Below are 24,158 nucleotides of genomic sequence, written 5' to 3' on the forward strand. Positions count from 1 at the left end.
GCCGCCGCATCGTCGGTCGACGACGGGGGTCCGTTCTGTCGGGAACGGGCCCCCGTCGTCATACGCTCGAGGCATGCCTCTGGACGATGCCGCCCCCGAAACACCGGCCGACGCCGTCGACGCGGTCGTGGATGCCGTGGACCGCGCGATCGACGAGATCACCGGGGTGCCCACCGACGACGGCCGCATCGAGGTGTTCGCCGATGCCGGGGCGAGCCTGATCGCGGAGCGCCGCGGCGACCCGCAGGCCGAGCTGACGGTCGTGCTGATCCACGGGATCGGGATGGGACGGAAGGTGTTCGGCGACCTCGTGCTGCACCTGCAGGACCATGCGCTCGTCGTGGCCGTCGACCTGCCGGGCTACGGCGACGCCCCCGAGCCGCCGCGCACGCCCACGATGGAACGCATGGCGGATCTCGTCGCGGCCTACCTGCGACACCTCGACCGCGGTCCGGTGGTCCTGCTGGGCCACTCCATGGGGACGCAGGTGGCCACCGAGGTCGCCGTCCGTCACCCGGAGACCGTGGGCAGGCTCGTCCTCGTCGCGCCGACCGTCGACCGCCACCACCGCCGAGCCCTGCGCCAGCTGTGGCGCCTCGGGCGGGATCTCTGGGGCGAGAGCCCCAAGGTGCTGCTCCTCGGTGCGCGCGAGTACGTGCGGGCCGGGCCGCACCTGCGACGCAAGATGCGGGCGATGCTCGCACACCGCCCGGAGCACGCGTTCCCCCGGATCGCCGCGCCCACCCTCGTCGTGCGCGGGGAGTTCGACGTCGTCGTGCCGGCACCGTGGTTCGACGAGGTCGTCGCCGCGATCCCCGATGCGCGCCCGTTCGTGATCGAGGGACATCGCCACGAGACGCTCATCCGCACGGCCGAGCCGGCGGCATCCGAGCTGCGACGCTGGCTGTCGCAGGACTGAGCCCCGCGACGGTTCAGCCGGCGGTGTCGGCGGCCGACAGCTCCGCGATCAGACGCGCGACGACGTCCTCGTCCACGGTGAGCCCGGTCTCCGCGATGCGTCCGCGGACCGCCTTCTCCACCGTCGCGACGTTCTCGCCGAGCACGTCGGCGCGCAGTTGCGCGACCAGCCCGTCGAGCCGCTCCCCCTCCGTCGCGTCGTGCATCGCGAGCGCGGGCTCGTCCTGCGTGGCGCCCTGCGGGCCGCTCGCACCCTCGGGCCGTCCGTCACGGTCGTCGACCATGGTGTCCTCCTCCTCGCCGAGCCCACGTCGTGGCTGAGATCACTGTGCCGCCCGCGCGGCCGGCGGGCCAGGGCCTTGACGGCGCGGTCGGGCCCGCAGTAGGCCCTCAGCCGGCGCGGCGCTCGGCGAGCAGGGACCGGTGCTCGGGGTGGGCGTCGAACCAGTCGGAGACGTACCAGCAGACCGGGCTGATCGCGCGATCGCCGCGGGCGGCGACCTCGGCGACGGCGCGGGCGACGACCTCGCCGGCGTAGCCGTGGCCGCGGAAGGTCGGGACGGTGTACGCCCGCGTCATCGCGACCGTGCGGCCGTCGTCGCGGTAGTCGAGCACGCTCACGATCTGCTCGCCGTCGCGCAGGACGTACCGCGACTGCTCCGCCTCGTTCGTGAAGGACAGGTCGTCGCGTGTCTCTCCGGTCATGCCTCTACGCTACGCCGCGTCGCCGTGACGGGGGCCGGGTGCGCCGCTATCGCCGCGGAGCCTCCGGCAGCGAGCGCACCCACGCATCGACCTCGCGCTGCCCGCGCAGCCGGACGACGGGATCGCCCGCCGCGATGCGCGCCTCCATCCGCCGGATCATGGTGGGATGGGTGGTCCACGCCCAGCGGATGATGTTGTCCTCCGGCGCCCACTTCAGCCAGGTCCGCGGCCGCTCGCGGTTGCCGTGCCAGAGCTCTTCGCGAAGGATGCCGCGGCGCAGCGTGCGCCGGATCACCCGCGCCATCACGACCGGCCGCGAGTGGTCCACCCAGACCACGGCGTCGGCGCCGCCCGGGGTGCCGGGCTCCATCAGGTCGCCCAGGCGCGAGTTCCAGTTGCCGTCCGCGACCCACCCCTCCGGGTGCGCCGCGAGGAACGCCCGCACGCGGGCCTGGGCCTCGTCGAGGTCGCGGTACGTCCACCCCTCGTCCCAGAAAACCGCATCGAGCTCGAGTCGGGCGACCCCCATCCGCGCGGCCACGACCTCCGCGAGCCGGGACTTGCCCGACCCCGAGGTGCCGACGACACGGATGCGATGGGGAGGGGACGCGTGCACGATCATGCACTCTGTCATATTCCGTCATCTTGCGGCGGCGGCATCCGTGCGGTTTGACACATCCGGACACCGTTCGTCATAATCAGGCGCATGACTGACAACGCACGCACTCTGTCCGCCCTGGAGGCGAACGGACATGCCGGCATCATGATGCCGCGCGTTGCCATGTGTTGCCGAATGTGCCACTGACGGTGAACCCCGCCGGGTGCGCCCGCCGACGCTGACCCACACTCTCAGCCGGCGCCACCCCCCGAGCACCGCACCGCGCACAACGCGGATGCCGGCTGTCTCGCACAGGCCCTCGCATCGGATCCGATGCGACATCTTCCTCCGGGCCCCTCGCAACACACACTCGAACCCGCTTCTCGGCCCTCCGCCCGGGTTCCGCCTCCGAAGGACATCTCCCGTGTCGAACTCCGCTCTCCTCGCCTCGCCCGCCCCCGTCCGTCACCTCCGCGCCGTCCCCGACGTCGCCGCCCGCCCTGCCGCTCCCGCTCCCGCCGCTCCGGCGACGGCCGCACCGGCGACCGGCAGCGTTCCCGTCGGCACCGCTCCGCGCGGGTTCGCGCTGTACGTCGGCATCGACGAGGCGAAGGCCGCCGCCGCCGGCGTGTCGCTGTCCACGCTCGTCGAGGCCCTGCGGCGCACGCTCGGCGAGCTCACCCCGCACGCCGAGACGTACGCGACCGTCGCCCTGGCCCCGGCCGGCGCGGGCGGCCGTGACGTCGACGTCGTCCGCCTCGCCCTGCACGAGCCCAGCGCCGTCGCGCGCACCAAGCAGGAGGAGCCGGAGGACGACCACGTCCCCGGCGGCGTCACGATCGACATCTCGCGTCGGCGCGTGCACATCGAGGGCGAGGCGGCGCAGCTGACGTTCAAGGAGTTCGAGCTGCTACAGTACCTCGTGCTGCGCGAAGGGCGCACGATCGAGCGGGCCGAGCTCGTCTCGTCGCTGTGGAGCCACGCCGACGCCGAGGAGGCCCCCGGCGAGCGCACCATCGACGTGCACGTGCGACGGCTGCGCTCCAAGCTCGGCCGCTACGAGGACATCGTGCGAACCGTCCGCGGCATCGGCTACCGCTTCGACCGCCACGCCGACGTCGTCATCCGCTACGGCCACGGCACCCCCTCGCCCGACCGCTTCTGAGCCACGGCGCGTCCCGCGCGCCCGACCGTCCGCGCTGTCGGACCCGGTGTCGGAGGTGGTGACGTAGGGTGTGCGCATGACGACGCGGGAGAGGATGCCGGCGCGCACGGCACCGGCGCGCACCCGTGACCCGCGACCCGCCTCGCCGCGCCCCGTCGAGACCGAGTACCGTCCGCGCCTACCGATCGATGCGGCGCGAGCGATCCGGCACCAGCAACGCGGCGCGCACGATCCGTCGCAGCGGGAGCACGAGGGGGTCATCTGGCGCGCGACCCGCACGCCCGAGGGCGTCGCGACGCTCGCGCTGCGCATCGAACGCACCCGCGTGCGTGCCGCCGCGTGGGGACCGGGAGCCGCGTGGGCGCTCGCGCAGGTGCCGGCACTGTGCGGCGCCGATGACGACCCCGCCGGCTTCGAGGCGCACCACCATCCGGTCGTCGCCGAGACCCACCGCCGGCACGACGACCTGCGCCTCGGCCGCACCGATCTCGTCTTCGACGCGCTCGTCAGCGCGATCTTCGAGCAGAAGGTCACGGGCCTGCAGGCCTTCGGCGCCTGGCGGATGATCCTGACCTGGTGCGGCGAGCGCGCGCCCGGTCCCACGCCACTGCCGATGTTCGCCCCGCCCGCCGACTGGCATCGCATCCCCAGCTGGACCTGGCATCGCGCGGGGCTCGAGCCGGCGCAGTCGCGGACGATCGTCGAGGCCGCCGCCCGGCGCGCGTCGATCGAGCGGGTCGCGACGGATGCGGCATCCGCCGATGCACCCCTCACCGCTCTGCGCGGGATCGGTCCGTGGACGAGCGCGGAGGCGCGCATCCGCGCCTTCGGCGACGCGGATGCCGTCAGCGTCGGCGACTATCACCTCGCCCACCAGGTCGGTTACGCGTTGACGGGACGCCGCGTCGACGACGACGGGATGCTGGAGCTGCTCGAGCCCTGGCGCGGGCACCGGCAGCGGGTCATCCGCCTGCTCGGGCTCAGCGGCCGGTTCGAGCCGCGGCGGGGTCCGCGCCTCGCGCCGGAGGACCATCGCGCGCGGTGACGCGGTGACGGCGATCTCCTAGGCTGACGGCATGACGCACAGAGGCTGGCCGCGCGGTCGCATCGGATGGCTGGTCGGCACGCTCGTTCTGCTGGCGGCCGGCGTGGTGTTCGGGCTGATCCTGCAGAACGTCTGGCTGGGACTGCTGCTGGCCATCATCGTCTCCATCGGCTGGCTCCTCGCCTACGAGTCATGGCGCGGTCGCACCCCGCGGCTCGACGATCCCTGGGACGACGGCGCGCAGCTCTGACCCCCTCCTTTGGCGGTGTCGACGCCCATCCGGCATAGTAGAGATTAGGTATGCCTAACCTATCTCGCGACGACGGTCGCGTCACACCGCAACCGAGGAGTTCCCTATGACCCTGCGCCGTTTCGCGGCCGCCGTGCCGCTGGCCCTGGCATCCCTGCTCGTCCTGTCCGCCTGCGCCGGCACCTCCACCGCGCCCGCGTCGTCCGCCGCGGCCGCCGCCGACTACTACCCCGTGACGGTCACCGACCTCGGCGGCAACGAGGTCACGATCGAGAGCGCGAACAGCGTCGCGATCACCGACAACCGCCTCTTCCAGCTCGCCGCCGACTGGGATCTGCCGATCACGGTCGCGCCGCGCGATCTCATGAGCCCGAACAACCCGCTGAAGGACGACGAGGACATCCTCAACATCGGCACGCACGGCGAGCCGGACTACGAGCAGATCGTCGCGGCCGACCCCGACCTCGTCATCACGGGCTACCGCTTCGGAGGCGAGGAGACCGCGAAGGGCGTCCGCGACGCGGCCCCCGACGCGGCGATCGTCGACACCGACACCCCCGCCGGGATGTCGGCCGACGAGTACCTCGTGAAGAGCGTCACGCTCATGGGCGAGATCTTCGACCGCAAGAACGAGGCCGCCGCCCTGATCGCGCAGTTCCACGACGCCGTCGCCGCCGCCACGGCCGCCTACGACCCGGCCACGACGGTGATGGGCCTGATCACGACGGGCGGCGAGATCAACTACTCCAACCCGACGGACGGGCGCGGCGCGAGCATCTTCTTCAGCCTGCTCGGGCTGACGCCCGCGCTGGATGCCGCGGGCACGCAGACCGACAAGGGCGACACCCTCTCGCTCGAGGCGCTGGCCGCCGCCGACGCCGACGTGTTCCTCGTGCTGGACCGCGACGCCGCCGTCGGCGACGAGGAGGTCACCCCGGCGCTCGATCTCATCACGGGCTCGACCGCGCTGGCGAACGTCGCCGCGGTGAAGGATCGCGCGATCTACGTCCTCCCGTCCGACTACTACCTGACCGAGGACGTCTTCGCCTACATCACGGTCCTCAACGGCCTCACGACGCTCTTCGAGAGCCGCTGACGCCCCCACCGGTCGCCGCCGCGACCCCCGGCATCCCGCACGGCGGGCCGGGAGGCCGTGGCGGCGGCCACCGCTCGGAGCCGCCTCCCATGCCCGATCCCACCGCTCTGCGTCGCGTGACGAACGTCGACGCGCTCGCCACCCGGCGAGCACCCGCGCGGAGCCGGCGCCGCCGCGCCGTGACCCTCGAGGCGGGCGTCGCCGCCACGGCCGTGCTGCTGGGCGTCTCCCTCTTCGTCGGCGTCGCCGACATCACCGACCCCGCCGGCGCCGACTTCCTGTGGATCACCCGCGTCCCGCGCACCGCGTCGCTCATGCTGGCCGGGGCCAGCATGGCGATGGCGGGACTCGTCATGCAGCTCATGACCCAGAACCGCTTCGTCGAGCCGACAACCGTCGGCACGACGGAGTGGGCCGGCCTCGGACTCCTGCTCGCCGCGGTGCTGGCGCCGTCGGCGGGAGTCGTGGCGAAGATGCTCGCCGCGATCGCGTGCGCGTTCGTGGGCACCCTCGTCTTCTTCGCGTTCCTGCGGCGAGTGTCGCTGAAGTCCTCCCTCATCGTCCCCATCGTCGGCATCATGTTCGGCGCCGTGATCAGCGCCGTCACGGCGTTCATCGCCATCCGCGCGGGGCTGCTGCAGATGCTCGGCGGATGGTTCCTGGGCCGCTTCACCGGCGTCGAGGCCGGTCGCTACGAGCTGCTGTGGATCGTCGTCGCCGTCGCCGCGGTCGTCGCGTTCACGGCCGACCGCTTCACCGTCGCCGGGCTCGGCAAGGAGGTGGCCACGAACGTCGGGCTGCACTACGAGCGCGTGGTGCTCATCGGCGTCGGGCTCGTCGCCATCACGACCGGCGTCGTCACCGTCGTGATCGGGATGCTCCCCTTCCTCGGCCTCATCGTGCCGAACCTGGTCTCGATGATCCGCGGCGACGACCTCCGCGAGAACCTGCCGTGGGTGTTCCTCGCGGGAATCTGGGTGGTGACGGTGTGCGACATCATCGGTCGCATCGTCATCATGCCCTTCGAGATGCCCGTCTCGCTCGTGCTCGGTGTGATCGGGCCGGTGGTGTTCATCGGGATGCTGCTGCGCACCCGGAGGACCGATGCTCGCTGACCGCGCCACCGGCCGTGCCACCGCATCCGCCCCCGCCGCGCCCCGCGCCGTCGGCGCCTACGCGAGCGCCGCGCGGCGCTCGCGCGCGCACCTGCGGACCGCCGCCCTCGTCGCCGTCGCCCTCGCGCTCACGGTGCTGCTGCTGACGTGGGACAACCGGTTCGAGCCGTTCAGCGATCGTTGGTGGCGGGTGACGTCGATGCGGACCACGACCGTCGTCGTGATCGCCCTCGTGACGTTCTGCCAGGCCCACGCCACCGTCGCGTTCCAGACGGTGACGAACAACCGCATCCTCACCCCCTCGATCATGGGGTTCGAGTCGATGTACGTGCTCATCCAGACCGCCGTCGTCTTCGTGTTCGGGACCACGTCGGTGTCGGGCCTGTCCCCGACCTGGCGCTTCGTGCTGCAGTCGGCGGCGATGGTGCTGTTCGCCGTGCTGCTGTACTCGTGGCTGCTGTCGGGACGCTTCGGCAACCTGCACGTCATGCTGCTCGTGGGCATCGTCCTCGGCACGGCCATGAGCTCGCTGTCGACCTTCCTGCAGCAGCTGCTCGATCCCAGCACCTTCGACGTGCTGCGCGCACGCCTGTTCGGCAGCATCGGCAACGCGGACACGGGGCTGCTGTGGCTCGTGGTCCCGATCTGCGCCGTCGCCGGAGGGGCGGTGCTCCTGCTGTCCCGGCGGCTCGACGTGCTCGCGCTCGGCGGCGACATCAGCACGGGTCTCGGCATCCGCCACCGGCGCCAGGTGATGCTCATGCTCACCCTGGTGGCGGTGCTGATGGCGATGAGCACGTCGCTGGTCGGGCCCATGACGTTCCTCGGCTTCCTCTCGGCGACGCTGGCCTACGCCGTCGCCGACACCCACGAGCACCGCCGGGTGCTGCCGACCGCGTGGCTGGTCGGCTACGTCATCCTGACCGGCGCCTACTTCCTGCTGCGCCACGTCTTCTCGCTCGTGGACAGCGTGACCATCGTCGTCGAGCTCATCGGCGGCATCCTGTTCCTGCTCGTCGTCTTCCGGAAGGGGCGCCTGTGATCCGTCTGGACGGTGTCGTGAAGGACTACGGAGCCACCCGCATCGGCCCCGTCTCGCTCGAACTGCCCGCGGGCGGGATCATCTCCCTCGTCGGGCCCAACGGCGCGGGCAAGTCCACGCTGCTCACGATGATGGGCCGCCTCTCGACGCCCGACACGGGGACGATCACGATCGGCGGCGTCGACGTGCACCGCACGGCGTCGAGAGAGGTCGCGCGCATCGTGTCGATCCTGCGGCAGGAGAACCACTTCGTCACGCGGCTGACCGTGCGCCAGCTCGTCGGATTCGGAAGGTTCCCGCACAGCGGCGGCCGGCTGACCGCCGGCGACGAGGAGAAGATCTCCGAGGCGATCGACCTCCTCGATCTCGCCCCGCTCGAGCTGCGGTTCCTCGATCAGCTCTCCGGGGGCCAGCGCCAGCGCGCGTACGTCGCCATGGTGCTCGCGCAGGACACGCGCTACGTGCTGCTGGACGAACCGCTCAACAACCTCGACGCCGAGCACTCGGTGCGGATGATGATGCAGTTGCGACACGCCGCCGACGCCCTCGGGACGACCATCGTGATCGTCCTGCACGACATCAACTTCGCCGCCGCCTACAGCGATCGCATCGTCGCGATGGACGACGGCGCGATCGTGGTGCACGGCACCCCCGACGAGATCATCCGGGACGATGTCCTCAGCCGCGTCTTCCGCACCCCCGTCACCGTCCTCGACGGCCCGACGGGACGATTCGCCGTCTACCACCGTCCGCCCGTCCACTGAGGAGCCCGCATGTCCGCCACCCCCGCCTTCCGCCTCGAGCGTCGCCCCCTGGAGCTGCGGTTCCGCCGCGCGCAGTTGACCGCGCGTCAGTGGCTGACCCCCGCCTACGTGCGCGTGCGCGTCTCCGGCGCGGACCTGCGCGGATTCGACTCCCCGGGCGCCGACGACCACCTCCGCCTCTTCTTCCCCGACGCGCCGCCGGCGTCCCTCGAGGAGCTGCGGGCGGCGCCGAGCCGCGAGTACACCCCCCTCGCGTGGGATGCCGAGGAGGGATGGCTCGACATCGAGTTCGCGCTGCACGGTGCGGAAAACGGTGCTGACAACGGTGCTGACGGCGGCGACAACGGCGTGGCCGCCGCGTGGGCGCGCGACGCGGAACCGGGCGCCGCGATCGGCGTGGGCGGCCCCCGCGGTTCGATGGTGCTCACCGGCCGGCCCGACGGCTGGCTCCTCGCCGGCGACGAGACGGCGGTGCCCGCGATGCGCCGCTTCGCGCACCTCATGGACGCCGACGCCGTCGGGCGCATCCTCGTCGAGACGTCCGACGAGGCGCACGAGCTGCCGATCTCGGCGCCGCCCGGGGTGATCGTCGAGCAGGTGCATCGCGGCGGCACGGCCGCCGGCGTCGCGCTCGCGCACCGGCTCGACGCGCTCGGGGCCGCCGACCGGCCGGCCGGCGACGTCTTCGGCTTCGTCGCCGCCGAGCAGGGGATCGTCCGCCCCGGGCGGGCGCTGCTCGTCGAGCGCTGGGGCCTGCCCGCAGACCGCATCGTCGTGAAGGGCTACTGGAAGCGCGGCGAGAGCGAGTACCACGCACCCCACTGAGCCGTCGACCGCCGCCCCGCCCCCTAACATGGGCGCATGATCGTGCGCTCCCGCCTCCTCGCCTTCGGGTATCGCGCCGTCGCGGCGCTCGTCATCGTCGTCGGCATCGCGCGGGTGTCGGGACTGTGGACCGCGTCGCCGACCTGGACGTCGTTCCTGTACTACACGGTGCTCAGCAACGTGCTGTGCCTGGCCTGGATGATCCTGTCGGCCGTCGTGACGCTGCGCGACGCGCAGCGCGAGGGCTGGACCGGAGCCTCGACGCCCTCCGCGCGCTGGGCGGCGGCGGTCATGGAGGCGATCACCGTCACGATGCTGATCTACCTCTTCGTGCTCGCCCCGTCGCTGTTCACCCAGCCGGGCGCCTATCAGCCGTTCACCCTGACCGACAACCTCGTGCACATCATCACGCCCGTCCTCGTCATCGTCGACTGGCTCCTGTTCGTCCCCAAGGGGCGACTGCGCGGCTACGACCCCCTGCTGTGGGCCCTCATCCCCTACGCCTACCTCGTGTTCGCGTTCGGCTACAGCGCCCTCGGCGGCCGCTTCGCGGGCGGCACGACGGTGCCCTACCCGTTCATGGACGTGTCCACGCACGGCGTGGGCGGCGTCGCGGTGTGGATCGTCGGCCTGACGGTCGCGCTCGTCGCCGTCGGCTATCTCTTCCTCGGGCTGGACCGGCTGCTCGCGCGCGTCGGGCCCGCCGCGGAGACGGAGCCCGCCCGCTGAGCGACGACGCGCCTACATCTCCTCGTGGGTCTCGGGGTCGCCGTCCCACAGGCGGCCGCGTTCGAGCCCGCTGATCGCGCGGATCTCGGCATCCGTGAGGGTGAAGTCGAACACATCGGCGTTCTCCACCTGCCGCGCCGGAGTCGCGGACTTGGGGATCGGCGTCGACCCGAGCTGCGTGTGCCAGCGCAGCACGGCCTGGGTCGGGCTCACGCCGTGCGCGGCCGCGACGTCGGCGACGACCTGCTCGCTCAGCAGCTCGCTGCGCCGCGCCAGGGGGCTCCAGCTCTCCGTGCGGATGCCGTGGGCGGCGTGGAAGGCGCGGAGGGCGTCCTGGGGGAAGTAGGGGTGCATCTCCACCTGGTTCACGGCCGGCGTCACGCCCGTCTCGTCGATGAGCCGCGTGAGCATCGCCGCGGTGAAGTTCGACACACCGATCGAGCCGACCTTCCCGTCGCGGCGGAGGTCGATCATCGCGCGGAAGGTCTCGACGTAGCGATCGACGCTGGGGTTCGGCCAGTGGATGAGGTAGAGGTCGATGCGGTCGAGACCGAGACGCTCGAGCGACCCGTGCGCGCTGCGGACGGTCTCCTCGTAGCCGTGCTCGCGGCCCGGCACCTTCGTCGTGACGATGAGCTCGTCGCGGATGCCGGTGCGGCGCACCGCCTCGCCCACCTCGACCTCGTTCTGGTAGTTCACGGCCGAGTCGAGCAGGCGGTAGCCGGCTCCGATCGCCGCCTCGATCGCCGCGACGCCGTCGTCGCCGCGCAGCGTGTAAGTGCCGAAGCCGAGCTCCGGGAAGGCGGTGCCGTCGTTCAGGGAGACCGTGGGGATCGTGACCATGACCCCACGCTACGCCCCGCGGCGGACCGTCAGTCGCCGAGCAGCCGCGCGATCACGGTCAGCACGCCGGCCTGCGCGTTCGACGGCGCGCGGAAGCGCGCGACGGCGGCGACCTCGGGATGCGCGTCCGCCATCGCATACGACCAGTCGGCGGCCCGCAGCAGCTCGAGATCGTTCAGGTAGTCGCCGAAGGCGGCCGTCTGCGCCGACGTCACGCCCAACGCGTCCTGCAGCGCGCGCAGCGCGACGCCCTTGTTGACGGTCGGGTTCATGATGTCGACCCAGTGCTGACCGGAGACGACCACCTGATGGGTCGCGGCGAGGTCGGCGAAGGCGGGCGCCGTGTGCCGTTCCCCGCCGTCGACGTCGAAGATCGCCAGCTTGAGGATCTGATCGTCGACCGCGAGCAGGTCGGGAACGACCTCCAGCCGCGCGTAGTACTTGTCCACCTCGGCGAGGAACGCCTCGTCCGTGTCCTCGACGTAGGCCGAGCGCTTTCCGCACAGCACCAGCCCGGCCCGCAGGGCTCCGGAGGCGACCAGCGACCGCACGCGCACCACGACCTCGGCCGCGACCGACGGGTCGACGGCGTCGGAGCTGACCTCGACGTCGCCGCGGACGACGTACGCGCCGTTCTCGGCGATGTAGTCGAGCTCTGCGTCGACACCGGCGAACGTACGCTGCAGCGTCGCGAGCTGCCGTCCGCTCGCGGGAGCGAAGGCGATGCCCCGATCGCGGAGGCGCTCGAGCAGGGGCCACAGGCCCTCCGGCACCGAGCCGTCGGGCAGCAGCAGCGTGCCGTCCATGTCGACGGCGATGAGACGGATGTCGGCGGAGGTCACGCCTCCATCCTCTCCCACCGGCCCCGCCGCGCGTCGCGCGCCGCAACCGGGGGATAACCCGAAACGGAACCGGGGGACCGCTCCCCTGCGCCCGCGGTCGGCCGCGCCCTAGCGTGGAGTCATGCCCCACACCGATCATGCCGGCGCCCGTCCCGCGCCACCGGCGACCGTGCCCGAGGCGACGCCCACGCGTCGGATCGGCCTGCTCGCCCACCTGGGCGCCATCGCGCAGCTCGCCGCGATGGGCCTCGCCGGCACCGCCGTCTTCACCGTCCTCCTCCTGCTGCTGAGCCTCGGGCTGGGCCTGCTGCCCGCCCTCGGCATCGGCGCGGTCTTCCTCGTCGCCTTCGTCTACGCGATGTGGGCCACCGCCTGGCTCGAGTACGCCCGCGTCGACGGGCTCTACTCGTTCGGCCTGCCCGCCCTCCCCCTCCGACACAGCGGCCGTCCCGGGTTCGGCGGCTGGCTGCGTTCGCTGTGGCGTCAGTTCACCGACGGACCCATGTGGCGCGGCATCGCCTCGGCGGCGATCTCCACGATCCTCGGTCTCGTGGTGCTGCCGATCGTCGGCGCCCTCGCCTCCAGCGTCGCCGTGCTGTTCACCCCGCTGGTCGGCGGCGACAGCGTGCGCGTGCCGAGCACCGACGTGCACATCGGCAGCGAGTGGGCCGTGTTGGTCGGCGTCGTCGGCATCCTCGCCGGCCTCGCCCTCCTGGTCGGCGCCGCCCTCCTGCACGGCGTGCTCACCCGCGCCGTCCTCGTGCCCAGCCGCGAGGCCGTGCTCCTCGAACAGGCCCGCACGGCCGGCACCCAGCGCGAGAGCGCCGTGCGCGCCGGCGAGGTCGAGCGCACCCGCATCGAGCGCGACCTCCACGACGGCGTGCAGCCCCGGCTCGTGTCCGTCGGGATGACGCTGGGCCTGGCCCAGCAGAAGATCGACTCCGACCCTGCCTCCGCGAAAGCCCTGATCGACGAGGCGCACACCTCGACCAAGGCCGCCATCACCGAGCTGCGCCAGCTGGCCCGCGGCATCCATGCGTCGGTGCTGGACGACCGCGGGCTGGATGCCGCGCTGAGCGCCCTCGCCGCGCGTTCGCACGTGCCGGTGAGCCTCGACGTGCGCCTCCCCGCCCCCGCGGCCGGCCGCTGCAGCCGCACCGCCGAGGCGGCCGTCTACTTCGCGATCGCCGAGTCGCTCACCAACGCGGCCAAGCACTCGCGCGGCAGCGAGGTGCGTGTCACGGTGCGTCTACGCGACGCCGTCGACGGCGCGGCGCCGATGCTCTGGGCGCGCGTCGAGGACAACGGCGTCGGCGGAGCCCAGGTGCTCCCCGGCGGCGGGCTGGACGGCATCGCCCATCGCATCGCCGCGGCCGGCGGCATGAGCCGGCTCGACAGTCCCCACGGCGGCCCGACGGCGCTGGAGGTGAGCGTCCCGTGCGCATCCTGATCTGCGAGGACTCCGCGCTGCTGCGCGAGGGGCTGGTACGACTGCTCGACGACGCCGGACACGAGGTCGTCGCGGCCCTGCCCGACGCCGGCGACCTCGTCGCCACGGTCGAGGCGACCGCGCCCGAGCTCTGCATCCTCGACGTCCGCCTCCCCCCAACCTTCACCGACGAGGGCATCCGCGCCGCGGTGCACCTGCGCCGCACCCGCCCCGACCTGGCGGTGCTGGTCCTCAGCCAGTACGTCGAGGAGCGGTACGCCGGCGAGCTCACCACCGAGCAGTCGGGCTCGCTCGGCTACCTGCTGAAGGACCGCGTCGCCGACGTCTCGGACTTCCTCGACGCGGTCGAGCGGATCGGCGCCGGGGCGACCGTGCTCGACCCGGAGGTCGTCGCCCAGCTGCTGACCCGTCGCGGTCGCGACGTGCGCATGGAACGCCTCACCGACCGTGAGCGCACCGTGCTGGCGCTCATCGCCGAAGGCAAGAGCAATCAGGCGATCGCCCAGACGCTGTTCGTCAGCGAGGCGAGCGTCGAGAAGCACATCACCTCCCTGTTCCAGAAGCTCGATCTGGAGCAGGACGAGCACGGCAACCGCCGCGTGCTCGCCGCCCTCATCCACTGGGAGAACGGAACCACCCGATGACCACCCTCACCCCGCCTCCCGTCCCGCCGTCCCCTCCGGCCCCGCCCCAGCCGCCCGCGACCACGCGCTCGGCCTCCCGAGTCGTCGCGATCCTGACGATCGCCCTCGGCGGCGCGCTGATCCTCGGCGCGCTCGGCACGGCCGCACTCGGTGCGCTCGGCTCCGCCACGCGCGGTGCCGGCGGCACGCTGACGGCGGATGCCGCCGGCATCCGTTCGCTCGACGTCGACGTCGCCGCGGCCGACTTCACGATCGTCTACGGCGGCGACGAGGTCACCCTCGACGTCGACGGCGCGGCCTCCGACTGGCGCCTGCGCCGGGACGGCGGCAGCCTCGTGGTCGAGACGCAGCGCGCGTGGTGGAGCGGCATCCGCCCCTTCGCCGAGAGCGACACGGCCGTGCTGACCCTCCCGCGCGCCCTCGAACGCAGCGCGCTCGACGCCGACATCTCGTTGAGCGCCGGCGCGCTGCGCGCCCAGGGCACGTACGGCGAGCTCGACCTCACGGTGAGCGCCGGGTCGATGACCGTGTCGGGTCGGGCGTCCGCGCTGGAGGCGGACGTGTCCGCGGGGCGGCTGGTGATCGACCTCGACCGCGTTCAGACGGCCGACTTCACCCTCAGCGCCGGCTCCGTGGAGGGCAGTCTCACGGGGTCCGCGCCGCGTGCGCTGACGGCGGAGCTGAGCGCGGGACGCCTCGCGCTGGTGCTGCCGGACGACACCTACGCGGTGTCCACCGATGCGTCGGCGGGCGACGTCGAGAACCGGCTCCGCGTCGATCCGGCCTCGCCGCACCGCATCACGATCAGCGTCGCGGCCGGCTTCGCGTCGCTGCGCTCGTGAGTCGTCGCCGCCGTAGCTGACAGGACGGTATGCGAACGGTATGCACTCGTCGGGCTCCCTCGGCTCCGTGACCGAACCGTTATACGGTGAAGTCATCGCCGGAACCCGAATACGACTCCATGATCCGGGGGTCGGCGACGCAGGACTCTCCCCCTGCGAATGTGGTGCAACGGATTGCAGGGCCGGTCGTCCGCTCGGACGGCCGGCCCACCGTCGTTCTCGGGCACCGGCGCGGGCCGTGTCTTTCTCACAGGAGACACGACTGCGCACCCTCGCCCGCGGGCGCTAGCGTAAGGGCGTGAGCACTCCCATCGACGCCACCCGCACTCCCGCCTGGGCCGCCCTCTCCGACCGCGCCGCGAGCTTCGCGCCCGATCTGCGGGCCTGGTTCGCCGACGACCCGACGCGCGTCGAACGCCTGACCTTCGACGCCGCCGACCTGCACGTCGACCTCTCCAAGAACCTGCTGGACGACGGCATCCTGGCGTCGCTCCTCGCCCTCGCCGACGACGTGCACCTCGCCGACCGCCTCGCGGCGATGTTCCGCGGCGAGCACATCAACACGACCGAAGACCGTGCCGTGCTGCATACGGCGCTGCGCCGTCCCGCCGGCGCGACACCCGAGCTCGTCGTCGACGGACAGGACGTGGATGCCGACGTGCAGGCCGTCCTGGAGGCGATGACCGCGTTCGCCGACCGCGTGCGGTCGGGGGCATGGAAGGGCGTCACCGGCAAGAAGGTGACGCACGTCGTCAACATCGGCATCGGCGGCAGCGACCTCGGCCCCGCGATGATCTCCACGGCGCTGGAGCCGTATGCGACCGCCGGCATCCAGGCGCGCTTCGTCTCGAACATCGACCCGTTCGACCTCGCCCACAAGACGAAGGACCTCGACCCCGAGACGACGCTGTTCATCGTGGCGTCGAAGACCTTCACCACGCTGGAGACCCTCACCAACGCGCGACTCGCGCGCGACTGGCTGTGGGCGGGCCTGACCGCCGCCGGCGCGATCGACGGGTCGGACGCGCAGAAGCAGGATGCCGTCGCCCACCACTTCGTCGCGGTCTCCACCGCGCTCGACAAGGTCGCGGCCTTCGGCATCGACCCGGCCAACGCCTTCGGGTTCTGGGACTGGGTCGGCGGCCGCTACTCGGTCGACTCCGCCATCGGCCTCTCGCTGATGGTGGAGCTGGGCCCCGACGCGTTCCGCGAGCTGCTCGCGGGCTTCCACGCGATCGACGAGCACGTGCGGACGACCCCGTTCGAGCGGAACGTCCCGGTGCTGATGGGCCTGCTCAACGTCTGGTACACGAACTTCCTCGGCGCCCAATCGCACGCCGTGCTCCCCTACGCCCAGCAGCTCAGCCGCTTCGCGGCGTACCTGCAGCAGCTGACGATGGAATCCAACGGCAAGAGCGTCCGCTGGGACGGCTCTCCCGTCACGAGCGACACGGGCGAGATCTTCTGGGGCGAGCCGGGGACCAACGGCCAGCACGCCTTCTACCAGCTGATCCACCAGGGCACGCGCCTCATCCCGGCCGACTTCATCGCCTTCGTGAACCCCGCCTACGACCTCAGCGACGGCGGCCGCGACGTGCACGGCCTCTTCCTGGCGAACTTCCTCGCGCAGACCAAGGCGCTCGCCTTCGGCAAGACGGCCGAGGAGGTCGAGGCCGAGGGCACGACCGGCGCCCTGGTCGCGGCGCGCACCTTCCCCGGCAACCGTCCGACGACGTCGATCTTCGCGCCCGCGCTCACGCCGCGGGTGCTGGGCGAGCTGGTCGCCCTGTACGAGCACATCACGTTCACCCAGGGCGTCGTCTGGGGCATCAACTCCTTCGACCAGTGGGGCGTCGAGCTCGGCAAGCAGCTGGCCCTGCAGATCGCCCCCGCGATCGAGGGCGACGAGGCCGCGACCGCCGCGCAGGACGCCTCGACCCAGGCGCTGCTGTCCTACTACCGCTCCCACCGCAGCTGACTCCCGCATCCGCCCCATCCGCGCATCCGCGGCATCCGCGAGAAACCATCGCCGCGTCGAGAAACACGCGCCGGCGTGGTTTCTCACGGGGGTGGTGGTTTCTCGTCGTCAGGCGAGGTGCGTGTGGAAGCGTTCGCCGGCGGCGCTGAAGATGCTCAGCACCTCGGCGGGCCCCTCCGCGGTCGCGCTGAGGGAGTGCGGCAGACGGGTGTCGAACTCGGCCGCTTCCCCGACGGCGATGGTGTGCTCCGTGCCGTCGAGGGCGAGCCGCACGCGACCGCTCAGCACGTACAGCCACTCGTAACCGTCGTGGATGCGGGGCGCCGGGGCGGCCGCCGACGGCGGGTAGACGATCTTCAGCGCCTGCACGGCGGAGCTCTCCCGCGTGAGCGGTGCGATGACCATGCCGTCGCGGCGCTCGACGGCGCGGTGCACGCGCGGGTCGGCGGTGCGGGCCGGCAGGAGATCGTCGATGCGGATGCCGAGCTGACGCGTCAGCGGCAGCAGCAGCTCGAGCGAGGCCTGCCGCTTGCCGGACTCGAGACGCGAGAGCGTGCTGACCGAGACGCCGCTCGGGCCGGCGAGGTCGTCCAGCGTCCAGCCGCGAGCCCGCCGCGCGGCCCGCAGACGCGCACCGACCTGATCGAGACCCGTCTCCATGGGCCGATCTTGCCATTACCGCAAATCAGATTGCAACAGCGGCATCCCTCGCGCAGAGTGGAGCCATGCAGGAACGGGAATGGGATGCCGTGGTCATCGGCGGCGGGGCCGCCGGGCTGAGCGCGGCGCAGATGCTGGGGCGCGCCCGGCACCGGACGCTCGTCATCGACGGCGGCGCGCCGCGCAACGCCGCCGCGGAGCACATGCACGCCGTGCTCGGGCACGACGGCATCGCGCCGGCAGAGCTGCTCGCCCGCGGGCGCGACGAGGTGGCCCGGTACGGCGTGCGGGTCGAGGCCGGCGAGGTCGGGGCGGTCCGCGACGAGGGCGCGACGCTGCGGATCACGCGCGTCGACGGCACGGTCGACCTCGCCCGTGCGCTCGTCATCGCGACCGGCGTGCGCGATGTCCTGCCGCCGGTCGACGGCATCGCCGCGCCGTGGGGCCGCAGCGTCCTGCACTGTCCGTACTGCCACGGCTACGAGGTGGCCGATGCCCGCCTGGGCGTGCTGGCGACGTCGGCGCAGAGCCTGCACCAGATCGAGCTCGTCCGGCAGTGGAGCGCCGACCTCACGGCGTTCACGGCGGCGATCGAACCGCTCGACGAGACCGTCCGGGCGCGCCTGCGCGCCCGCGGCATCCGCATCGTCGACACCCCGGTGACCGGCGTGCGGAGCGAGGACGGGACGCTGCGGGCGGTGCAGGATGCCGCGGGAGGCAGCCACGGGATCGACGCCCTGTTCGTCGCGCCGACGCCGGTGGTCGACGTCGCCTTCGCCGACGCGCTGGGCCTCGCCCGCGCCGATCTGCCGGGCTCACCGCTCGCGGTCGACGTGCTGGGGGCGACCTCGCACCCCCGCGTGTGGGCCGCCGGCAACGTCGTGGCACCCTACGGCAACGTGCCCGTCGCCCTGGCGGCCGGGTCGATGGCCGGAGCGGGTGTCAACGCCGCCCTCGCGGCGGAGGACGCCGACCTCGCCGTCGCAGCGCGCGCCCGGCAGCGCGCCGCCGACTGGGAGCAGCGCTACGCGGAGCGCGACCGCATCTGGTCGGGCCGGGTCAACGCGGCCGTCGCCGCCGTCGCGGGTGGTCTCGAGGTCGGCACCGCTCTCGAGATCGGTTGCGGCGAGGGCGCGGATGCCGTGTGGCTCGCGGAGCGCGGCTGGCGCGTGACGGCGGTCGACCTCTCCCCCACCGCGATCCGTCGTGGCGCCGCCGCGGCGGCCGAGCGCGGACTGGGCGGCCGGATCGCGTTCTTCGTCGGCAACGGCGCCGATGCCGCCCCGGCCGGCACGTTCGACCTCGTCAGCGCCGGCTTCCTGCACTCGTGGGAGGAGGACTTCCCGCGGATCGCCCTCCTGCGGGCGGCGGCCGACCGCGTCGCCGTCGGCGGCCACCTCCTCGTCGTCTCGCACGCCGCCGCGCCGCCCTGGTCCACCGGTCACGGCGACGGCCACGCCCCACGACTACTGCCGCCCGCCGAGGAGCTGGAGCTGCTCGCGCTCGACCCCGACGCGTGGGAGCGCGTGATCGTCGACATCCGCGATCGCGAGGTGATCGGCCCCGAGGGCGAGCAGGCGGTGCTGAAGGACGGCATCCTGCTGCTGCGCCGCCGCTGACCGCCCGGACGGACGCGGCTCGCGCCGACGAGAAACCGGATCCGGCGCGAGAAACACCCCGCCACGCGGTTTCTCGCGCTGGTTATGGTTTCTCGGCGCCAGCAGCGGCGGCAGCAGCGGCAGCGGCGGCGCGGCGCTGCCAGGCGGGCGGCGTGCCGTAGCGCTGCGGCGGGATGAGCCGGCCTTCCGCGCAGTCCGCCACGAGCGCGGCGAGGCGGTCGGCGCGGGTCGGGGCGCGTTTGGCGCCGCGCACCCAGTGCGCGCAGACGCGGCGGTAGCCGTCGGTGGCGGCATCCCAGAACGCCTGCGCCGCCGGGACGGCGGCGAGGGCACGCAGCTCGACCTCGTCGAGCTCGTCGCGCGTCTCGTAGGAGTAGACGGCACTGCGGTCGGGGCGGCGCCGCTCGAACGCCGCGAGGCCGGCGGGGTGCATGCGCCCTTCCGCGGTCAGCCGTTCCACGTGGGCGATGTTGACGGCACTCCACGTCGAGGAGGCCGTGCGGGGCGTCCACCGCTGGATGCGCGCATCGTCGTCGAGGCGACGGCTGGTCGAGTCGATCCAGCCGAAGCAGAGCGCCTCGGGGACCGCGTCCTCCCAGCGCAGCCCCTGCTCGGGATGCCCCTTGCGGCGGCGCACCATCCACAGCTCGGTGGCCGTGGCGTGGTGCTGCTCGAGCCAGGCCCGGAAGGCCGCGGCATCCGCGAAGAAGACCGCCTCGGGATCGGCATCGCTCATGCCGCGACGCTATCAGCGCCGTGAGACACCGGCCAGAGATCGCTCTGCCGACGGATGCCGGATACACCCCGCGGCCGACGACGCCGGCGACGGCGGCGCGAAGACTGGAGGCATGAACACTCCCGTGCTGTCTGCGACCGGCCTCCTCAAGCGCTACGGCGATCTCACCGCCCTCGCGGGCGTCGACGTCGAGATCGCCGCCGGCGAGGCCGTCGCCGTGATGGGCGCGTCGGGGTCGGGAAAGACCACGCTGCTGCACTGTCTCGCGGCGATCATCCCCCCGGATGCCGGTTCGGTGCGCCTCGGCATCCCGGACGCCGCCCCCGTCGAGCTCGTCGGCATGACGGAGAACCAGCGGTCGGCGGTGCGACGCGCGCACCTCGGCTTCGTCTTCCAGGAGCACCTGCTGCTGCCCGAGCTGACGGCGGTCGAGAACGCCGCGCTTCCGCTCCTGCTGCAGGGCCGGCCACGCGCGGCGGCCGAGGCGCACGCCGCCGCCTGGCTCGGGACGCTCGGGCTGGCGGGCATGGAGCAGCGCCGCATCGGTCAGCTCTCGGGCGGCCAAGCGCAGCGGGTCGCGATCGCGCGGGCGCAGGTGACCGGTGCGCCGATCGTGTTCGCCGACGAGCCCACCGGAGCGCTCGATTCCCGGACCTCCGGCGAGGTCATGAGCGCACTGCTGCACGCGACCACCGGCCAGGGGCGCAGCCTGGTCGTCGTGACCCACGACCCGGGCGTCGCGGCCCGCTGCGATCGCACGCTGCACATGATCGACGGACGCATCACGAGCCCGGCGGCCGCCGCGGACCGCACGCACGCCCCGGACGGGAGCGTCGCATGAGCCTCGCCGGAACGCTCCGCCTGACCGCGATGCTGGCCCGCCCGGCGCGCCAGGGGCGCGCGGCGCTCGCGCTGCCCGTGGTCGCGTTCGCCGTGACCACCGCGCTGCTGCTGGTCGTCGCCGGTGGCGTGCGCATGTTCTTCACCGACCCGCGGGCCGCCGGTGACATGGAGATCCTCTATCGCGTGCTCAGCGCGCTCGCCCTCGTGCTGCTGACGGTGCCGATCGCGACCCTCGGCGCCGCGGCGGCACGACTGTCGGCGCGCCGGCGCAACGACCGGCTCGCGACCTTGCGGCTGCTGGGCGCGAGCGTCGGCGAGGTGAGCGCGATGACGGTGCTGGAGGCCGCCGGCACGGCGATGGCCGGCGGCATCCTGGGGGTCGGACTGTACGCGGCGCTGCTGCCCGCGGTGGGCCTGCTGCCGTTCTTCGGCGGTCCGGTCGGCGCGGGCGCGCTGTGGACGGGCGCGGCCATCGTCGTCGCGGCGGTCGCCGGCGTCGTGGTCATCGCGACGGCGAGCGCCGCGCTGAGCCTGCGCAGGGTGCAGCTGACCCCCCTCGGGGTGGCGCGGCGGACCGATCCGCCGCGGCGGCGCACCGCGGCGCTCGTCTTCGGCATCCTGGGACTCATCGCCGTGGCGACCGTGGTGTCGAACATCACGGCGATCGCGCAGGTGTGGGGAGCCGCCGTGGGCCTCATCGTGCTGGTGGGCCTGTTCGGGGCGGCGCTGCTGGTGGTGAACGTCGTCGGGACGCCGCTGATCGCGGCCCGCGGCCGCGGCCTGGCGCGCACGACCTCCTCCCCCGCCCGGCTCATCGCCGGGCGGGAGCTGTCGGCGCACGCCGCCTCGGCCTGGCGTCGCGTGTCGGGAATCGCGATGATCGCGTTCATCGCGGTGGTGGGCGGGGCGGGCGCGAGTCTGGTGACGCTCGCCGGCGACGACGGCGGGACGGGTGCCCAGGCGGTCGTCTTCGCCGACATGCGCACCGGCGTGCTGGTGACGCTCGCGATCGGCTTTGCCCTGCTCGCCTGCTCGGTGGGCGTCACGCAGGCCGCCTCCGTGCTGGAGGATCGCGAGCTGATCGTGGGGCTGGATCGCCTCGGCATGCCGGAGAGGGATCTCCGCCGCGCCCGGGCCCTCACGGTGATGGTGCCGCTGCGGTGGGCGGCGGTGGGCGGCGCGCTCGTCGGAGCGGCACTGGCGCTGCCGATCGTGGGACTCACGGTGCTGGTGGCACCGGCCTCGCTCGCGGTGATCGCGGGCACGTTCGTGGCCGGCATCCTGCTGGTTCGTCTGTCGCTCGTCGCGACGCGGCCCCTCGTCACCGCGATCCGCCGCGGCGTCTGAGGCGTCGGCGTCGGCGGCCCGGACGGGCTCAGGCGAGCCGGGGCCGGTTCCACTGCCCCGGCTCGTCGAACTCCGCGTAGCGCACGTCGACGCCGTCAGGGCCGAGGGATGCCGCGCACACCAGCAGCGACAGGGTCGGATAGCCGAACGGTCGGTTGTCCCGCACGATCGCGCGGTCGTCGGTGGGGCCGACCCCGCTCGTGCGCTCGAGCGTGTCGAGCCAGGGCTCCCACCAGCGCTCGTCCGCGGCGGCGGGCTCGGCGAAAGCGTCGCGCCAGGCGGCGATGCGCGCCGTCGCCTCGTCGTCGATGTCGTCGTGCGCGATCATGTGGATGCCGGGCGTCAGACCGACGCGGCGCAGGTCGGTGCCGTCCCACATCGTCACCGTCGCGCCGGCCTGGGTCACCTCGACGAGGTTGAACCCCTGCGCGTGCGGCGGCGCGATCGGGCCCTCCCCCGCGACGGCGTCGAGGACGATGCGTCCCCGCGACCGTGGCGGCTCCGCCTGCCCGGCGCCGTCGGCGGGCAGCACGTCGGCGCGGTTGAGGATCACCGCGACCCGTCCGGCCCCGGCATCCGCCGCCAGCCAGGCGCCGCCCGCGCGCCGGTCGCGCACCCCCGTGACGTCGGGGAGCTCGGGCCACCACGGCCCGAGCGGGTCCCACGAGCGGGCGGGGTCCTCGTCGCGCACGGCGAGCAGCCGCACGGGCGCTGCGGGGTCGGCCGGGACGTGGACGATGACGGTGCACACGGTGCTCGTGACCTCTCCGTCCGCTCCTCGTGCCCGCGCCGGCGGGCGTGGGAGGATCGGACCATGTTCGTTGTCGTGGGCGTGACGGGCGGCATCGCCGCGTACAAGACGGTGCACCTCGTGCGCGCCCTCGTGACCAACGGGCACGAGGTGCACGTTGTTCCCACGGCGGACTCGCTGCGCTTCGTCGGGACGACCACGTGGGAGGCCGTCAGCAGGAATCCTGTCACGACCAGCGTGCACGACGACGTCTCCCGCGTGCGCCACGTGGCCCTCGGCACCTCGGCGGACCTCGTCGTCATCGCCCCGGCGACCGCCAACACGCTCGCCAAGATGGCCGCGGGGATCGCCGACGACCTGCTCGGGGTCACCCTGCTCGCCACGACCGCCCCGGTGGTCGTGGCCCCCGCCATGCACACGGCCATGTGGGAGCACGCGGCCACCCAGGCCAACATCGCGACGCTGCGCTCGCGCGGCGTGCACGTCGTGGACCCCGCCGACGGCCCGCTCACGGGCGGCGACAGCGGCCCCGGGCGGATGCGGGAGCCGGAGGAGATCGTCGCGGCCGCGCTGGCCGTCGCCGCCGGGCACCCGTCCGACCTCGCCGGACGGCGCATCGCCGTCTCGACCGGCGGCACGCGCGAGCCGATCGACCCCGTGCGCTTCCTCGGCAACCGCTCCAGCGGACGTCAGGGCGCCGAGCTCGCCGTCGCCGCGGCCGCGCGCGGGGCCGAGGTGACGCTCGTGGCGGCGCACGTGGACGAAGGCGTGCTGACCGCGGCATCCCGCCACCCCCGCATCGCGGTGGTCCGCGTGGGGACGACCGCCGAGCTGCAGGCCGCGATGACGGATGCCGCGGCCACCGCCGACGTCGTCGCGATGGTCGCCGCGGTCGCCGATTTCCGCGTCGCGGAGGTGTCGCACCACAAGCTCCGCAAGGAGGACGGCGCACCGCGTCTGGATCTCGTGCCGAACCCCGACATCCTTGCGGGATTGGTCGCGGCGCGGCGGCCGGGCCAGATCGTCATCGGGTTCGCGGCCGAGACGGCGGCCGACGACACCGAGCTGCTCGAGCGCGGGCGCCGCAAGCGGGAGCGCAAGGGCGTCGACCTGCTCGCCGTGAACCGCGTCGACTGGGAGCACGGCTTCGAGGCGACCGAGAACCGTGTGCTCCTGCTGGATGCCGCGGGTGCGGTGGTCGCGGAGGCCGCGGGCTCCAAGCGCGCCGTCGCCGACGCGATCTGGGACGCCGTCGCCGTCGTGCGCTGAGCGGCTCGCCGCGTTTCGACTCGTCGCTGCGCTCCTCGCTCAACGACCGGGGTCATCCCCCCGGTCGTTGAGCGAGCGCAGC

26 protein-coding genes are annotated in these 24,158 nt (G+C 73.1%); 18 read left to right on the top strand and 8 right to left on the bottom strand.

Annotated elements, in window-relative coordinates; all coding sequences use genetic code 11:
• Window positions 1-73 precede the first annotated feature (73 nt).
• Window positions 74-919, top strand: coding sequence for an alpha/beta fold hydrolase (locus tag KY498_RS08560; RefSeq protein ID WP_191007926.1), 846 nt, complete (start codon window positions 74-76; stop codon window positions 917-919).
• 13 nt (window positions 920-932) lie between these two features.
• On the opposite strand, the gene KY498_RS08565 is transcribed toward KY498_RS08560, so the two are convergent.
• The 3 genes from KY498_RS08565 to KY498_RS08575 form a co-directional block, all read right to left on the bottom strand.
• Window positions 933-1,202 carry a hypothetical protein gene (locus KY498_RS08565; protein ID WP_060959376.1) on the bottom strand — a complete coding sequence of 90 codons (270 nt, stop codon included), beginning with the start codon at window positions 1,200-1,202 and terminating at the stop codon, window positions 933-935.
• Window positions 1,203-1,308: 106 nt separating this feature from the next.
• Window positions 1,309-1,623: a GNAT family N-acetyltransferase gene (locus tag KY498_RS08570; protein ID WP_060959375.1), complete on the bottom strand. Its 315-nt coding sequence runs from the start codon at window positions 1,621-1,623 to the stop codon at window positions 1,309-1,311.
• Between the two features lie 46 nt (window positions 1,624-1,669).
• Window positions 1,670-2,245 carry a toxin gene (locus tag KY498_RS08575; protein ID WP_191007925.1) on the bottom strand — a complete coding sequence of 192 codons (576 nt, stop codon included), beginning with the start codon at window positions 2,243-2,245 and terminating at the stop codon, window positions 1,670-1,672.
• A 400-nt stretch (window positions 2,246-2,645) separates the two neighbouring features.
• On the opposite strand from KY498_RS08575, the gene KY498_RS08580 reads away from it, so the two are divergent.
• The 9 genes from KY498_RS08580 to KY498_RS08620 all read left to right on the top strand — a co-directional run bounded on the left by KY498_RS08580 (window position 2,646) and on the right by KY498_RS08620 (window position 10,252).
• On the top strand, window positions 2,646-3,386 hold the full coding sequence (locus tag KY498_RS08580) for a winged helix-turn-helix domain-containing protein (RefSeq protein WP_191007924.1): 741 nt from the start codon (window positions 2,646-2,648) through the stop codon (window positions 3,384-3,386).
• 76 nt (window positions 3,387-3,462) lie between these two features.
• The gene (locus KY498_RS08585; protein ID WP_191007923.1) at window positions 3,463-4,431 is read left to right on the top strand and encodes a DNA-3-methyladenine glycosylase; all 969 of its coding nucleotides are present in this window, start codon (window positions 3,463-3,465) and stop codon (window positions 4,429-4,431) included.
• A 31-nt stretch (window positions 4,432-4,462) separates the two neighbouring features.
• A complete protein-coding gene (locus tag KY498_RS08590) occupies window positions 4,463-4,681 on the top strand; it encodes a hypothetical protein (protein WP_060959372.1) in 219 nt (72 codons plus the stop codon).
• Between the two features lie 106 nt (window positions 4,682-4,787).
• Window positions 4,788-5,777: an ABC transporter substrate-binding protein gene (locus tag KY498_RS08595; RefSeq protein ID WP_191007922.1), complete on the top strand. Its 990-nt coding sequence runs from the start codon at window positions 4,788-4,790 to the stop codon at window positions 5,775-5,777.
• 89 nt (window positions 5,778-5,866) lie between these two features.
• Window positions 5,867-6,892: an ABC transporter permease gene (locus KY498_RS08600; RefSeq protein WP_191007921.1), complete on the top strand. Its 1,026-nt coding sequence runs from the start codon at window positions 5,867-5,869 to the stop codon at window positions 6,890-6,892.
• On the top strand, window positions 6,882-7,934 hold the full coding sequence (locus tag KY498_RS08605) for an iron chelate uptake ABC transporter family permease subunit (protein WP_061781983.1): 1,053 nt from the start codon (window positions 6,882-6,884) through the stop codon (window positions 7,932-7,934). Before KY498_RS08600 ends, KY498_RS08605 begins: the two co-directional genes overlap by 11 nt.
• Window positions 7,931-8,698: an ABC transporter ATP-binding protein gene (locus KY498_RS08610; protein WP_191007920.1), complete on the top strand. Its 768-nt coding sequence runs from the start codon at window positions 7,931-7,933 to the stop codon at window positions 8,696-8,698. The genes KY498_RS08605 and KY498_RS08610 overlap by 4 nt, the downstream gene beginning before the upstream one ends.
• 9 nt (window positions 8,699-8,707) lie before the next feature.
• The gene (locus KY498_RS08615) at window positions 8,708-9,523 is read left to right on the top strand and encodes a siderophore-interacting protein (protein ID WP_191007919.1); all 816 of its coding nucleotides are present in this window, start codon (window positions 8,708-8,710) and stop codon (window positions 9,521-9,523) included.
• Between the two features lie 36 nt (window positions 9,524-9,559).
• Window positions 9,560-10,252, top strand: a complete 693-nt coding sequence (locus tag KY498_RS08620) for a Pr6Pr family membrane protein (protein ID WP_191007918.1) — start codon at window positions 9,560-9,562, stop codon at window positions 10,250-10,252.
• A gap of 12 nt (window positions 10,253-10,264) precedes the next feature.
• Here KY498_RS08620 and KY498_RS08625 read toward each other — a convergent pair whose 3' ends face one another.
• A complete protein-coding gene (locus KY498_RS08625; protein ID WP_191007917.1) occupies window positions 10,265-11,095 on the bottom strand; it encodes an aldo/keto reductase in 831 nt (276 codons plus the stop codon).
• A 29-nt stretch (window positions 11,096-11,124) separates the two neighbouring features.
• Complete coding sequence (locus tag KY498_RS08630; RefSeq protein ID WP_060959066.1) at window positions 11,125-11,937, bottom strand: Cof-type HAD-IIB family hydrolase; 813 nt, start codon at window positions 11,935-11,937, stop codon at window positions 11,125-11,127.
• A 121-nt stretch (window positions 11,938-12,058) separates the two neighbouring features.
• On the opposite strand from KY498_RS08630, the gene KY498_RS08635 reads away from it, so the two are divergent.
• The 4 genes from KY498_RS08635 (at window position 12,059) to pgi (ending at window position 16,851) form a co-directional block, all read left to right on the top strand.
• Window positions 12,059-13,387, top strand: a complete 1,329-nt coding sequence (locus KY498_RS08635; RefSeq protein ID WP_061781985.1) for a sensor histidine kinase — start codon at window positions 12,059-12,061, stop codon at window positions 13,385-13,387.
• Entirely contained in the window at window positions 13,375-14,031 is a 657-nt protein-coding gene (locus tag KY498_RS08640; protein WP_191007916.1) for a response regulator transcription factor, read from the top strand. The genes KY498_RS08635 and KY498_RS08640 overlap by 13 nt, the downstream gene beginning before the upstream one ends.
• Window positions 14,028-14,873 (top strand): HtaA domain-containing protein, encoded by an 846-nt coding sequence (locus tag KY498_RS08645; RefSeq protein ID WP_223848838.1) that lies wholly within the window; start codon window positions 14,028-14,030, stop codon window positions 14,871-14,873. The genes KY498_RS08640 and KY498_RS08645 overlap by 4 nt, the downstream gene beginning before the upstream one ends.
• Window positions 14,874-15,171: 298 nt before the next feature.
• A complete protein-coding gene (gene pgi, locus KY498_RS08650; RefSeq protein ID WP_060959062.1) occupies window positions 15,172-16,851 on the top strand; it encodes a glucose-6-phosphate isomerase in 1,680 nt (559 codons plus the stop codon).
• A gap of 108 nt (window positions 16,852-16,959) precedes the next feature.
• Here pgi and KY498_RS08655 read toward each other — a convergent pair whose 3' ends face one another.
• Window positions 16,960-17,511 carry a helix-turn-helix domain-containing protein gene (locus KY498_RS08655; protein ID WP_060959061.1) on the bottom strand — a complete coding sequence of 184 codons (552 nt, stop codon included), beginning with the start codon at window positions 17,509-17,511 and terminating at the stop codon, window positions 16,960-16,962.
• Between the two features lie 65 nt (window positions 17,512-17,576).
• Between KY498_RS08655 and KY498_RS08660 the strand changes: the two genes are divergently transcribed.
• Window positions 17,577-19,130, top strand: coding sequence for an FAD-dependent oxidoreductase (locus KY498_RS08660; RefSeq protein WP_191007915.1), 1,554 nt, complete (start codon window positions 17,577-17,579; stop codon window positions 19,128-19,130).
• An 82-nt stretch (window positions 19,131-19,212) separates the two neighbouring features.
• Here the strand turns inward: KY498_RS08660 and KY498_RS08665 are convergent, their stop codons facing one another.
• Complete coding sequence (locus tag KY498_RS08665; protein WP_191007914.1) at window positions 19,213-19,866, bottom strand: YdeI family protein; 654 nt, start codon at window positions 19,864-19,866, stop codon at window positions 19,213-19,215.
• A gap of 112 nt (window positions 19,867-19,978) precedes the next feature.
• Here KY498_RS08665 and KY498_RS08670 point away from each other — a divergent pair, with 112 nt between their 5' ends.
• Window positions 19,979-20,707 (top strand): ABC transporter ATP-binding protein, encoded by a 729-nt coding sequence (locus tag KY498_RS08670; RefSeq protein ID WP_191007913.1) that lies wholly within the window; start codon window positions 19,979-19,981, stop codon window positions 20,705-20,707.
• Window positions 20,704-22,056: an FtsX-like permease family protein gene (locus KY498_RS08675; protein ID WP_191007912.1), complete on the top strand. Its 1,353-nt coding sequence runs from the start codon at window positions 20,704-20,706 to the stop codon at window positions 22,054-22,056. The genes KY498_RS08670 and KY498_RS08675 overlap by 4 nt, the downstream gene beginning before the upstream one ends.
• A 28-nt stretch (window positions 22,057-22,084) precedes the next feature.
• Here KY498_RS08675 and KY498_RS08680 read toward each other — a convergent pair whose 3' ends face one another.
• Window positions 22,085-22,807, bottom strand: coding sequence for an NRDE family protein (locus tag KY498_RS08680; protein ID WP_191007911.1), 723 nt, complete (start codon window positions 22,805-22,807; stop codon window positions 22,085-22,087).
• 63 nt (window positions 22,808-22,870) lie between these two features.
• On the opposite strand from KY498_RS08680, the gene coaBC reads away from it, so the two are divergent.
• Window positions 22,871-24,076, top strand: coding sequence for a bifunctional phosphopantothenoylcysteine decarboxylase/phosphopantothenate--cysteine ligase CoaBC (coaBC, locus tag KY498_RS08685; RefSeq protein WP_191007910.1), 1,206 nt, complete (start codon window positions 22,871-22,873; stop codon window positions 24,074-24,076).
• The last annotated feature ends 82 nt before the right edge of the window (window positions 24,077-24,158 follow it).

The organism is Microbacterium sp. PAMC21962 (assembly GCF_019443465.1).
GTDB lineage: Bacteria > Actinomycetota > Actinomycetes > Actinomycetales > Microbacteriaceae > Microbacterium > Microbacterium hominis.